This is a genomic window from Nocardiopsis sp. iso_186 (assembly GCF_056173365.1).
The window spans coordinates 2,451,039-2,465,193 of the sequence record NZ_CM149670.1 but is presented as its reverse complement, the minus strand read 5'-3'; the positions used below and the strand labels follow the sequence as shown (position 1 = coordinate 2,465,193).

Sequence of the window (14,155 nt, the reverse complement as noted above, 5' to 3'; positions counted from 1 at the left end):
GCACGCCGCACGCCGATGCCCCTCCTCAGCACGCGGGAAAATCCCCCGGAGACCACACGTGACCCACAAGCAGCCGACCGCGAAATCCCTGAACAGTCGGGCGGTGATTCAACGCTTCGGCGGCCACCTCGCCGGCATGGTGATGCCCAACATCGGGGCGTTCATCGCCTGGGGCCTGATCACCGCGCTGTTCATCCCCACCGGCTGGTTCCCCAACGAGAACCTCGCCTCTCTCGTTGACCCGATGATCAAGGTCCTGCTCCCGGTCCTCATCGGGTACACCGGTGGACGCATGGTCCACGACCAGCGCGGCGCCGTGGTCGGCGCCATCGCCACCATGGGCATCGTGGTGGGTGCCGAGATCCCGATGTTCCTGGGCGCCATGATCATCGGTCCGCTGGCGGCGTACCTGATGAAGCTGTTCGACGGTGTGGTGCAGCCGCGGATCAAGTCCGGCTTCGAGATGCTGGTCAACAACTTCAGCGCCGGCATCCTCGGCGGCATCATGGCCATCGTGGGAATGCTGGCCATCGGCCCCGTCGTGGAGACCATCACCAAGGCGCTGGGCTCGGGCGTGCAGTTCCTGGTGGACCTGCAGGTGCTGCCGCTGGTCTCCATCATCGTGGAGCCCGCCAAGGTCCTCTTCCTCAACAACGCCATCAACCACGGCGTTCTGAGCCCCTTGGGCATCGCCTCGTCCGCCGAAAGCGGCAAGGCCATCGAGTTCCTCATCGAGACCAACCCCGGCCCCGGCCTGGGCGTGCTGCTGGCCTGCTGGTTCTTCGGCCCCAAGATCAGCCGTGCCACCGCCCCGGGTGCGATCATCATCCACTTCTTCGGCGGCATCCACGAGATCTACTTCCCCTACATCCTGGCCCAGCCCAAGCTGATCCTCGCGGTGATCGCCGGCGGTGTATCGGGCGTGACCACCTTCATGATCTTCGGTGCCGGCCTGGTCGCCACCCCCTCCCCGGGCAGCATCATCGCCCTGATGGCGGTTACGCCCAAGGGCGGACACCTGGGAGTCCTGGCGGGTGTCCTCGTGGCCACAGCGGTCTCCTTCGCCGTGGCCTCGCTCCTGCTCGGCTTCGGCCGCGCGGAGCGCGCCAAGGAGAAGGAGGAAGAGCAGGGGGCCAACGCCTAGCCGGGCTCTAGCCCAAGGCTTCGGCTGCGGCGCGCCCGGCGACCCTTCCGGAGAACAGGCACCCGCCCAGGAAGGTGCCCTCCAGGGAACGGTAGCCGTGCATCCCGCCGCCGCCGAAGCCGGCGGCCTCACCGGCCGCGTACACGCCCGGGAGCGGCTCACCGTCGGCGCGCAGGACCCGCGCCGAAAGGTCGGTGTGCAGACCGCCCAGCGTCTTGCGGGTCAGGATATTGAGGCGCACAGCGATGAGCGGCCCCGCCTTGGGGTCGAGCAGCTGATGCGGGGCGGCCACGCGGATGAGGCGGTCGCCCCGGTAGGCACGCGCCCCACGCAGTGCCACCACTTGCAGGTCCTTGGTGAACGGGTTGACCATCTCGCGGTCGCGGGCCACCACTTCACCGGCGACGGTGTCGAAGTCCACCAGCGGTTCCTCGGTGACGGCGTTCATCCCGGCCACCAGCTCCCGCACCGTGGTCGCGACGACGAAGTCGCGGCCGTTGCGCTTGAACGCCTCCACCGGTCCCGGCGCGCCGGGACGGACCCGGCCCAGGACGCCGGAGATGCTCTTGCCGGTGAGGTCGGGGTTCTGTTCGGATCCCGAGAGCGCGAACTCCTTCTCGATGATCTTCTGGGTCAGCACGAACCACGTGTGGTCGTGGCCGGTGCCCATGATGTGCGCGAGGGTGCCCAACGTGTCGAAGCCGGGAAACAGCGGCGCGGGAAGCCGGTTTCCGCGGGCGTCCAGCCACAACGCGGACGGACCGGGCAGGATGCGGATGCCGTGGCGGTCCCATATGGGATCCCAGTTCTCGATGCCCTCGGTGTAGTGCCACATCCGGTCGCGGTTGACGACGGAGCCTCCCGCAGCCTCGGTGATCGCCAGCATCCGGCCGTCCACGTGCGCGGGAACGCCCGACAGCATCCGCTTGGGCGGAGCGCCCAGGCGCTCGGGCCAGTTGGCGCGCACCAGGTCGTGGTCACCGCCGATTCCGCCGGAGGTGACGATGACGGCCTGCGCGCGCAGGTCGAACTCTCCCACGGCGCTACGCGAGCTGGCGATTCCGCGTTCGGCGGTACTGGGTTCCAGGACGGTGCCGCGCACACCATCCACGGTCCCCGCGGTCACCGTCAGTGCGTCCACGCGGTGACGGAAGAGGAGGGTGATCCGGCCCTGGGCGACGGCCGCGCGGACCCGGCGTTCAAAAGGCGCGACGACACCGGGGCCGGTCCCCCACGTGATGTGGAAGCGCGGCACGGAGTTGCCGTGGCCGTTGGCGGTGTAGCCGCCTCGCTCGGCCCAGCCGACGACGGGAAACAGGCGCAGCCCCATGCCGTGCAGCCAGGAGCGCTTCTCCCCGGCGGCGAAGTCCAGGTAGGCCTCGGCCCATTTGCGCGGCCAGGCGTCCTCCGGCCGGTCGAAGCCGGCCGAGCCCATCCAGTCCTGGCGGGCGAGCTCCGGGGAATCACGGATGCCCATACGGCGCTGCTCGGGCGAGTTGACCAGGAACAGTCCGCCGAAGGACCAGAACGCCTGGCCGCCCAGGGACGTCTCGGGTTCCTGGTCGAGCAGGAGCACGCTGCGACCGGCGTCGGCGGCTTCGGCCGCGGCGGTGAGGCCGGCCAGGCCCGCGCCCACGACGATGACATCGGCGTCCAGCGCCATTCGACTCACCCTGCCTCTCCCGACGGACCGGAACGTGTCCTCGACCATGACCGCAGTCACCGGTGACGGTCAACACTGTTGCGCGGGAGGAGCGGGGTACTTTGTCACCAGGTGACAAAGCGAAGGGGCGGCATGGGGCGAGACGAGCGCGACCGCGTCCGGCACCGGGTTCTGTCCGATCCGCACGATCCGGTGACCCAGGTGGTTGACGCGATCCTTGCCGAGGTACCCGCCTACCGGTCACTGCACGGTACCCAGTTGCCCGAGGTGCGCGCGATCGCACAATGGACCCTGACCAGGGCGTTGGAGCTGTGGGTGGAGGAGACGTCGTTCAGCGCCGCCGACCTCGCCCGGTTCCGCGGTATCGGCGGGGCCCGCGCGGCCGACGGCCGGTCCCTTCCGGCAGTGCTGCGCGCCTACCGGGTGGGTGCGGCGGCGGCCGACCGGTTGATCGCCCGCGGGTGCGGCGACCTCCTTGCGCCCGAGGACGTCTTCGCGCTCAACCAGTTGTGGCTGACCGGGCTGGACGCCCTGTCCGAGGCGCTGTTCAGCGGTTACTCCGAGACGTTGACACGGCTGAGTGGCGACCGGGCCCAGGCCCGACGTGCACTGCTGGACGATCTGGTCGTGGGTCGGCAGTCCTCTCCCGGCGCCGTCGTGGACCGTACCCGTGCGCTGGGGGTGACCCTGGCCGCCCGAGGGCTGCTGCTGGTGGCCGAGACGGTCGGCGACGACCCCGGGGTGTCGCCCGAGGCCGCAGCGGGGGCGGCGGGTGCACGGCTCCTCGGCGCGCTGGAGGACGCCGACGGTGGGAACGGGGACGACCTGCTGTTGACGGTACGCGGACACCGCGTGGTCGTTCTGCTGCCCGAGGCCGCGGCGGGTGGTGTCGGTCCGGCACTGCGGGGCCTGGGTTGGCGGGGGTGCCTGACCGGTGCCCACCCGCTCACCGAACTGGCTCGCGCCTACCGACTGGCCTCCGACGCACTCGACGGTGCACCGGAACGCGCTTACGACGACACCGGGCTGCTGCACGAGGCCGATGCCCGGGTGGTCGCGCTGTTGTGCGCCTCACCCGACGCCTCCCCCGAAGCGGTGCGCCACCATGTGCTGGGGCCCCTCACCACACCGGGTAACGAACACTTGCTCGCGGCGCTGTCGGCATTCCTGGACACCGGTTCGGCCGCTGCCGCGGCCACGGTGCTGCACCTCCATCCCCAGACCCTGCGCTACCGGTTGCGCCGCGTGCGCGCGTTGACCGGGCGCGATCCCCGACACCCCTGGCAGCGCCTCACCTTGGACATCGCCCGCTCGGCGGACCGGCGGCACCGGCCGGTGCCGCCGGTCCGTGAGGAACGCGCGGCACGCGCGGCACGCGCGGCGGAGACCGGCACTGCCGGCAGCGGTGCCCGGGGCTGATCCCTGAACCGCTGGGCATCGCGGTCGGCTCCGACGCGTCGCAGGGCGGGCCGGTCCGCATGGTCGCGGGTGAGAAGTGCGATGACGGCCGTCGCCCCCGCGCCTGCCCCGAGGAGCGCGAACACCCAGACGTGCGGGGCAGTGCAGCGGGCGCCGGCAGCCGGATTCGGACACTTCATCGGGCCCGACGCTGCCGGCGGACGGCCGATGCGGTCGGCGAGGTGGTTGATCGTGCGGCCGCACAGGATCGCGCGGCACGATCTCCGAGCGGAAAGGCGCAGCCGGATTCCCTCGACGCAAAAGTACAGAACCGCACCCGATGGAAGCCGACCGCCACACTCCGATCCCTCTCTGTTGCGCGAGGCGATGGAATTCCGACACCGAACGTCAATCCGATTCCACAGAACGAGCTGATCACGCGACACTAGAGGGAAAATCGCAAATCAATTGCATCTCCCACCACGGATCACTCCATGTGCTATTCGATTGCATTCCAGCGAACAAAGCGGCTGAAATCTCGCATTTCTTTCTTTTCGCACACCGCTCACCGCCGACCGGCCCGCTCGGGACGCATTCCCATTGGCCGACCACGGGGATTCATCCGCCTGACAGAAAAAGACGCGACGGAAAAATGCTGCACGGTTCCCGCCGGCCTCGCCGTCAACCGTTACCTCCGAGCACCACTGCCAACTCATCCACCAGCACAAACGCTTTTCCCATCGACAACCATGCGTCCATGCACCCCCATCCGCACCCGCCGCCCCATCACCACCGAACCGGATTTCATGAAAACAAGACGAAAAAATTCTATTCGAATAGGCAGGAAGGCCACTCCGTATACCACCCGCCGAAAAGAGGAACAAGGGCCCCTGGTCCTGGCGTCGAATCGGGAGAAATCGAATGCCGGGAAGCCGAAAAACGGCCCACCAACCGCTTTCCACTGCCCAAACGGCCACGATCGACTGCTTCTCGAAAAAGCATCGTTTATTCCGCGAACGCCAGGGGTAGGCCGCCTTCGGCACAGTGCGCCTCCTGCTATCTTCTCCACGCACACAGCACACCAATAAGGCGAAAGAAATCGGCCGGCAACCAGAACCCCGCTGCCGCCACGACGTCTCAGCAGCCATATAGCAATTCGCTTACGGGAATCGGTGTTTCGTGTTCGGTCCGCTCAGTCCTCGCTTTTCGCTCTCCCCCTACCAGGCGGCCTCCGTGGCCTCCGCGACGCGACCGCATCAGGGCCGCCCCGCGCAGGCCGTGAGCGAGTGCGTCACCATTTCCGGGCCTCTCGACCGCGCCCTTTTCGCCGATGCCTTCCGCCGGGTGGCGGCCGAGACCGACGTGCTGCGCCTGCGCTTCACAGCCGATCAGGGCACCCTCCAACAACACCTCGACGCAGTCAGCGTGGCCCCTGCCCGCGAAATCGACTTCAGCGCGACCCGGCACCCGGAGGCGGCCGCCGAGGCGTGGCTGAAGCGCGAATGCGCGCGAACCGCCGCCCCCACAACCGGCAGCCCGTTGTATCGCCACGCCCTCGTCATCACCGGCCCCGAACGCTTCCTGTGGGTGCAGAGCGCGCACCCCCTTCTCCTGGACCTCCGCGGGATGGCGTTGCTACGTTCCCGCGTCGCTGCCGTCTACACGGCCCTCCAGGCCGGACATCCCGTCCCCGAAAGCCGGTTCTTCGCGCTACCCGATGTACTGCGCGCCGAGCACACGCTCAGAGCCGGCGAGAAATTCGCTGCCGATCGCACCTACTGGCTGAACCGCTACGCGCAGCGGGACCCGCTCTTTGCCCCGGCACAGGCGTGCGCGCATACCGTGGTCGGTTACGGTTGACCGCTCCCGGACCGGCTGCGCGAGATCGTCCGCACGTTCTGCGCGGACCACGGGGTCGAGCCCGTTGACACGGTTCTGGCCGCCGCGGCGCTCTACACCCGGCGCCTCGGCACGAGCGACGATGTCACGGTCGGCCTCGTCGCGTCCGGGACCGAGCGATCCGCAGCGCACCGGACCCCGGGCGCGTTCTCGACCCGGCTCCCCTTGCCCCTGGCGGTCCCCCCGCACACCTCCCTGGCCGATCTCGTGCACGCAGCCGCGACCGAACGCACCATCGCCCAGCGCCATAGCCGGTACGGCACGATCGACCTGCACAACGACCTTCAGGACAACGAGGTCGGCCCTCCCCCCTCCCCGCTGCTCACCGTCAACACGGTCGAGCCCCGCATCCGGTTCGGCACGCACGAGGGCATCGTGCGCGTTCTCAACCCCGGATCGGTGGAGGGGCTGTCCCTTCTCCTCGACGAAGGACTCCACCTCTACGCAGACGCCGACCACTACAGCACCGATCTCCTCGCCGCGCAGCACCGACGCCTCCTCTCCCTGCTGCACCGCGTCGTCACCGAACCGCAGCAGTCCGCCGCCGGGGTGGATCTTCTCTCCCCGCAGGAACGCCACACGGTACTGACCGCGCCCAACGCCACCGACCAACCACTGCCCGGCCTGCCCCTGCCCCTCCTCTTCCAGCAACGGGTCAAACAGACGCCCACCGCGATCGCGGTGGCCTGCGGCACGCACCACCTCACCTACACCGAACTCGATGCGCGCGCCAACCAGTTCGCGCACCGCCTCATCGAACGAGGCTGTCGTCGCGGCAGCACCGTGGGGATCGCACTGCCCCGCTCGACCGCCCTGATCATCGCCACCCTCGGGGTGCTCAAGGCGGGCGCGGCCTACGTGCCGTTGGACGCACGCCAGCCCGATTCGCGGCTGCGCCTGGTCCTGGCGGAGACCGGGGCACGCATCGTCGTGACCGCCGCGCACGGTGCGCCCTCCGACGCCATCACCGAACGCGATGTGCTGGTCATGGAGGACGTCTGGTCCAAGGCCGACCCCGGTGCGCCACTCGTCGAATCCGAGCCCGACGACCTCGCCTACGTCATCTACACGTCGGGGTCCACCGGCCGCCCCAAGGGCATCGGGGTGACCCACCAGGCCGTGGCCGCCCTGGCAGCCGACCGCCGGTGGGACAACGGTGCGCATGAGCGGGTACTGCTGCACTCCCCCTACTCCTTCGACGCCTCCACGTACGAGATCTGGGTACCGCTGCTGGGCGGTGGCCGGGTGGTGATCGCCCCGACCGGTGAACTGGACGTGGCGACGCTGAGACGCACGATCGTCGAGGGCGGCGTCACCGGCGCGTTCGTCACCAGCGCCCTGTTCGGCGTCATCTCCGACGAGCTCCCGGGCTGCTTCTCGGGTATGCGGGAGGTGTGGACCGGCGGGGAGCAGGGCTCGACCGCGGCCTTCCAGCGGGTCCTCGACCACTGCCCGGACCTGACCCTGGTGCACGTGTACGGCCCGACCGAGTCCACCACCTTCGCCACCTGCCATGCGATCGCCGACCGGCGGGCCGCCGACCCGGTGCCGATCGGGCGTCCGATGGACAACACGCGCTGCCGCGTCCTCGACGACCACTTGTGCCCGGTCCCTCCCGGGGTCCCGGGGGAGCTGTACCTGGGCGGATCCGGCCTCGCGCGCGGCTACCTGAACGCCCCCGCGCTCACCGCCGAACGGTTCGTCCCCGACCCCTACGGCCCGTCGGGCACCCGTATGTACCGCACGGGCGACGTGGTCCGTTGGACTCCCGCAGGCGAACTGGAGTTCGTGCGGCGCGCCGACGACCAGGTGAAGATCCGCGGTTTCCGCATCGAGCCGGGAGAGGTCGAGGCGGTGTTGCGCGATCACCCCGGGGTCGCCCAGGCCGCCGTCGTGGTGCGTGAGGACCGGCCGGGCGAACGGGAACTGGCCGGGTACGTGGTGGCGGCCGACACCACACGGGACGCCGACGGCGACGCGGCCGGCAACCAGATCACCGAGTGGCAGGGAATCTACGACCGGCTGTACGCCCCGGCCGCCGCCCCCGATGGCCGGCCCGCACTGGGAACGGACTTCTCCGGCTGGAACAGCAGCTATGACGGGCTCCCCGTACCGGTGGAACACATGCGCGAGTGGCGCGACGCCACCATCGACCGGATCCGCGCCCTGCGTCCGCGGCGTGTGCTGGAGATCGGGGTCGGCACGGGTCTGCTGCTGTCGCGCCTGGCTCCCGGGTGCGACGCCTACTGGGGCACCGACTTCTCCCGTCCGGCCATCGACGCGCTGCGCCTGCATGTCGCGGCGGATCCCGGTCTCGCGGACCGGGTGCAACTACGGGTGCGGACAGCCGACGACGTCAGCGGGCTGCCGAAGGGCTACTTCGACACCGTCGTCATCAACTCCGTCACGCAGTACTTCCCCAACGGCGACTACCTCACCGACGTACTGCGCCGTGCCGCAGCGCTGCTGGTCCCGGGCGGCGTGGTCTTCGTGGGCGACGTACGCGACCTCCGGCTCTCCCGGCTCTTCCACACCGAGGCCACCCTGCGCAGGGCCGCACCCGGCACCGGACCGGAGGCGGTACGCGCCGCCCTCGAACGCAACGCCGCCGCCGAGCAGGAACTGCTGGTCGCACCGGACTACTTCGCCGCCCTGGCCCACGCCGTTCCCCACGTGACCGGCGCCGACGTGCGGATCAAACGCGGCCTCTTCCGCAACGAGATGTCGCAGTACCGCTACGACGCCGTACTGCACACCGCACCCGTACCGAATGCACCAGAGGAGATGCCTGCTCCGGTGGACCTGTCCTGGGGTGTCAACGTCACCGACGCCGACACGCTGGCGACCCTGCTGAGCACACGGCGCCTCCCCCACGTGCGGTTGCTCGGGGTGCCCAACGCACGCGTGGTGCCGGCGATGCTGGCTTGGCGGGCGCTGCACGAGGACAACGACGCCGACCTCGCCCGGCGGCTCCTGGACGCACCCGCTGAAGCACCGGAACCGGAGGAACTGGACGCGGTCGCCCGGCGGACCGGCTACGAGGCGGTGGTCACCTGGACGGCGAACGCCCCGGACGGCAGCCTCGACGTGCACTTCTTCGACGGGGCGACGACACGGCCGGTCGCACCGACCGGCCTGTACCGGGCCCCGGGCACCGATTGCGCGGACCTGGCGCTCCACACCAGCAGCCCCCACGTGTCGCGCCAGGCAGGCGCCCTCCTGGCCCGGGTGCGCGCGCATCTGGACCTCCGGCTCCCCGACCACATGGTGCCCCGCCACGTCATGGTGTTGGAGCGCCTGCCCCTGACCCGCAACGGGAAACTCGACCGCGCGGCGCTTCCCGCACCCAGGGTCGGCACCGTCACCGCCGGCCGGGCGGCCCGCACCCCGCTGGAAGAGCGGCTGTGCGGACTCTACTCCGAGGTCTTGGGCGTCGCACCGGTGACGATCGACGACGACTTCTTCGCACTGGGCGGGCACTCCTTGTCGGCCACCCGCCTGGCCAGCCGGGTGCGCAGCACACTGGGCGTCGAGCTCAGTGTCCGTGCCGTGTTCGAGGCTCCCCGCGTCGTCGAACTGGTGGACCGTCTCGGACGGGGCGGGGCCGGGCCGGTCACCCGGCCGCCCCTCTGCGCCAGGCCGCGCCCCGCACGGATTCCGCTGTCCCACGCCCAGACCCGGTTGTGGTTCCTGCACCAGTTGGAGGGTCCAAGCCCCACCTACAACGTGCCGATACGCATCCGGCTGGCCGGGCACCTGAACCGTCGGGCGCTGCGCGAGGCGCTGGCCGACGTCGTGGGGCGACACGAGAGCCTGCGGACCGTGGTCGGCGACCATGACGGAGTCCCCCACCAGGTGGTGCTGGCGGACGCGCGTCCGGAGTTCACCCTCACCCGCACCACCCCGGAGCGGCTGGCCACCCAGGCGTACGTCGCGGGGCGCCGCGGGTTCGCCCTCGATTCCGAGATCCCGATCCGCGCCACGCTGTTTCGCCTCGCCAAGGACGAACACGTGCTCTTGGTCGTCGTGCACCACATCGCCTGCGACGGGTGGTCGCTCGCCCCTCTGTGGCGCGACTTGGCCGCCGCCTACACCGCGCGGTCGGCCGGGCGCGCGCCGGCGTGGGAACCGCTGCCCGTGCACTACACCGACTACACGCTGTGGCAGCACGACCTGCTGGGCCAAGGGCCGGACAGCCTGGCGGCCGGGCAACTGGACTACTGGCGACAGACCTTGTCCGGGCTCCCCGAACGCCTGGAGCTGCCCACCGACCGGCCGCACCCGGTCGTGGCGCGCCATCGCGGCGACACCGTTCACTTCACCGTGCCGGAGCAACTGCACCGTGCGCTGAGCACCCTGGCCAACGAACACGGGGTCAGCCTGTTCATGGTGGTGCACGCCGCGGTCGCCGCACTGCTCACCCGGCTGGGCTGCGGGACCGACATCCCGATCGGCAGCCCGATCGCCGGTCGTACCGACGACGCGCTGGACGACCTGATCGGGTTCTTCGTCAACACCCTCGTGCTGCGCACCGACACCTCCGGCGACCCACGGTTTTGCGACTTCCTGTCCAGGGTCCGCGACATCGATCTCGCCGCGCACGCGCACCAGGACCTCCCCTTCGAACGGCTCGTCGAGGAGCTGCGTCCGGCGCGTTCGCTCTCCCACCACCCTCTCTTCCAGGTCATGTTGGCCCTGCAGAACGCGCCCGCGACACAGTTCAACCCCCCGGGCGTCGCCGCCGAGGTCGATCTCATGGGGGTAGGTACGTGCCGGTTCGACCTGGTGTTCAGCCTCACCGAGCACATCGGCGCGGACCGGTCGCCCCGCGGGTTGACCGGGGTCGCCGAGTTCGGAACCGACGTGTTCGACCGCGCGACGATCGAGGCGCTCGTCCAGCGGCTGATCAGGATGCTGACCCGAGCCGCGGCAGACCCCGACCTGCGACTCAGCGCTTTGGACGCCCTCGACGCCGAGGAGCGCCACCGGACCCTGGTGACGTGGAACGCCACTGCGCGGGACATCCCCCGCGTGCCCTACCCGGAGCTCTTCGAACGCCAGGCCGCGCGCACCCCCGACGCACCGGCTCTCGTGCACGGCGACACCACCCTGAGCTACCGCGAGCTCAATGCCCGCGCCAACCGGCTCGCCCGCGCGCTCATCGGCCGTGGGGCGGGACCGGAGCGCTACGTGGCGATCGCGCTTCCCCGTGGCGCGGAGCTGGTGGTGGCGATCCTCGCGGTCGTGAAGTCGGGGGCCGGCTATCTTCCGATCGACCCCGACCATCCCGCCGAACGCGTCGCTCTGATGCTCGCCGACCTCGAGCCGGTGCTGGTGCTGGGAACCGACCGGAGTATCACGGCACTGCCCGGGACCGCGCCGTCAACGACGCTAGAGGCGATCGAGGCAGAAGCGACCGGTCTTGCCGACACCGATGTCACCGACTCCCATCGGCACATCGCGCTGCGTCCGGGGCACCCGGCTTACGTCATCTACACGTCCGGGTCCACCGGGCGGCCCAAGGGTGTTGTGGTCAGCCATTCCGGGCTTCCGGGGGTGGTGGCCGCCCAGCGCGAGCGTTTCGGTGTGGCCGAGGGCGCGCGGGTCCTGCAGTTCGCGCCGGTCGGCTTCGACGGCGCGGTGTGGGAGATCTTCGGGACGCTCGCGACGGGCGCCGCCCTGGTCACCGCGTCCGCCGACCAGATCACGCCCGGGCCGGCCCTGGCCGCGCTGGCCGCACGGCACAGGATCACCCACGCGACGCTGCCCCCGGCGGTTCTCGCGGTCATGGCGCCCACCGACCTGGCCGGGGTGTCATCGCTGATCTCTTCCGGTGAGGCGCTGTCGCGTCGTCTGGCCGCGGCGTGGGCCCGCGGGCGGCGGTTCTTCAACGGCTACGGCCCCACCGAGACCACCGTGTGCGCCACGTTGAGCGAACCTCTGTCCGAGGACGGGGACGCCCCGCCCCCCATCGGGCGGCCCACCGTGGATGCGCGCTGTTACGTGTTGGACAAGGGGCTCACCCCCTTGCCGGCCGGGTCCGCCGGCGAGCTCTACGTCAGTGGTCCCGGTCTCGCCCGCGGTTACGTGGGCCGCCCCGGCCTCACCGCCACCCGGTTCGTGGCCGCGCCCTTCGGGGAGCCGGGTGAGCGGATGTATCGCACCGGGGACCTCGCCCGCTGGACGCGGTCGGGGGAGCTGGAGTTCGTCGGGCGAGCCGACGAACAGGTCAAGATCCGCGGTTTTCGGGTGGAGCCCCGGGAAGTCGCCGCTGTCCTGGAACGCCATCCGGGGGTCGCCCAGGCAACCGTGATCGCGCGCGAGGACCGTCCGGGCGACCGGCGCCTCGTCGGCTACGTGGTCCCGGCGACCGTCCCCGTCGATGCGGCGGAGCTGCGCCGCTACACCACCGGTCTCCTGCCGGCCTACCTGGTTCCGGCCGCAATCGTGCCGTTGGGTTCCTTGCCGGTGCTGCCCAGCGGCAAGGTCAACCGGGCTGCGCTGCCGGCACCGCAGTACGGCGCGACCGTGGCGGACCGGTCCTCGCACCCGGGCACGGAACGCACCCTGCGCACTCTGTTCAGCGACGTCCTGGGACTTCCCCTGTCCAGGGTGGGCGTCGATGCGGGGTTCTTCGACCTCGGCGGCCACTCGCTGCTCGTCCCCCGGCTGCTCAGCGGAATCCGCGACCGGCTGGGGGCGGACCTGACGGTGCGACGGCTGTTCGAACTCCAGACCGTGGCCGCGCTCGGTCGTGAGATCGAGGAGACGGTCGCCCCGCGTCCGCAGGAGAGCTACAGTGCGGGCGCGGTCAACCTCGTCGCCGAATCGGCGCTCGATCCGGACATCGGGCTGCCCGTCGGACAGGACGTCAACCTTGCGCGCAGCACCTCGCCCGCGCACGTGCTGCTCACCGGTGCCACCGGTTTTCTGGGCGCGGCACTGTTGCGCACACTGCTGGAGCACACCCGCGCCACCGTGCACTGCCTGGTGCGGGCCGGTGATGAGGCCGGCGGTCTCGAACGCATCCGGCGCAACGTCCTCGGCTACGGGCCGTGGTCCGACCCGGCGATGGCCGCTCGTGTCGTGGCCGTCCCCGGTGATCTCACCCGCCCGCTGCTGGGACTGTCGCCGGAGCGCTTCGACGAGCTGGCCGACCTGGTTGACGCGGTCTACCACAACGGAGCGCAGGTGAGCGCGGTCGAGCCCTATGCCCGTCTGCGCGACACCAACGTGCTGGGCACACACGAGATCATCCGCCTCGCCGCGCGCTCGCGGGCGGTACCGGTGCATTTCGTGTCCACCGCCGCGGTCGCGGTGTCCCAGGGCGGCAACCCTGCCGTGCTCCGCGAAGGGCACCGGGCGCCCGCGCGCTCGGTGATACCCAGCGGCTATGTCGCCAGCAAATGGGTGGGCGAGGGGCTTCTGGAAGCCGCGTCCCGGCGCGGCCTGCCCGTTACGGTGCACCGCCCCGGGCGCATCAGCGGGCACTCCGTCTCCGGCGCCGGAGGGACCGACGACACGCTGTGGCACCTGGTGCGGGCCATGCTCGTCCTGGGTGCCGCCCCCCAGAGCACCTGTGCCCCCACGGCCACCGTCAACCTCGTCCCGGTTGACGATGTGGCACGGATGATGGTTCACCTGTTGACGCGTCGGGAGTCGATCGGTTTGACCCACCATCTGACGTGTCCGCACCCGATCCGGTTCACCGACCTCACCGACGCCCTGCGACGCGTCGGCCACGATCTGGTGGTCCTGCCCGATCCGGAGTGGACCACCCTGCTGCTGCGCCGCGCGAGCGAACCCGCGGCGGGCACGGGTCTGGAGGCCGCCGCCCTGCTCAGTGACGTCCTCCCCAGTCTGGTCGAGCTCGGCGCGCTGCGGTTCGACCAGAGCAACACCACGGCGGGCCTCGACGGCACCGGCCTCGGGTTCCCCGCCGTTGACACCGACCTGCTGACCCGCTACATCGAGTACTTCACGCGATCGGGGTTCTTCCCGCGACCGTATGGGCCGACCGTGGCGCCCTGCCACGACCGAAAGGCGTGACC

The 14,155-nt window shown here is 70.5% G+C and carries 4 protein-coding genes and 1 pseudogene; 4 read left to right on the top strand and 1 reads right to left on the bottom strand.

Annotation, left to right across the window (positions count from 1 at the left end; all coding sequences use genetic code 11):
* Positions 1 to 58 precede the first annotated feature (58 nt).
* Positions 59 to 1,144, top strand: coding sequence for a mannitol-specific PTS transporter subunit IIC (gene mtlA, locus AC0VYP_RS10960; RefSeq protein WP_475473852.1), 1,086 nt, complete (start codon positions 59 to 61; stop codon positions 1,142 to 1,144).
* A gap of 7 nt (positions 1,145 to 1,151) precedes the next feature.
* On the opposite strand, the gene AC0VYP_RS10955 is transcribed toward mtlA, so the two are convergent.
* Positions 1,152 to 2,807: an FAD-binding dehydrogenase gene (locus AC0VYP_RS10955; protein ID WP_475474224.1), complete on the bottom strand. Its 1,656-nt coding sequence runs from the start codon at positions 2,805 to 2,807 to the stop codon at positions 1,152 to 1,154.
* 132 nt (positions 2,808 to 2,939) lie between these two features.
* Here AC0VYP_RS10955 and AC0VYP_RS10950 point away from each other — a divergent pair, with 132 nt between their 5' ends.
* The 3 genes and pseudogenes from AC0VYP_RS10950 (at position 2,940) to AC0VYP_RS10940 (ending at position 14,153) form a co-directional block, all read left to right on the top strand.
* Positions 2,940 to 4,226, top strand: coding sequence for a PucR family transcriptional regulator (locus AC0VYP_RS10950; RefSeq protein ID WP_475473851.1), 1,287 nt, complete (start codon positions 2,940 to 2,942; stop codon positions 4,224 to 4,226).
* 1,158 nt (positions 4,227 to 5,384) lie between these two features.
* Positions 5,385 to 7,985, top strand: a pseudogene (locus AC0VYP_RS10945) (non-ribosomal peptide synthetase); the annotation flags it as partial.
* A 243-nt stretch (positions 7,986 to 8,228) separates the two neighbouring features.
* Complete coding sequence (locus AC0VYP_RS10940) at positions 8,229 to 14,153, top strand: amino acid adenylation domain-containing protein (RefSeq protein ID WP_475474223.1); 5,925 nt, start codon at positions 8,229 to 8,231, stop codon at positions 14,151 to 14,153.
* Positions 14,154 to 14,155: the final 2 nt, after the last annotated feature.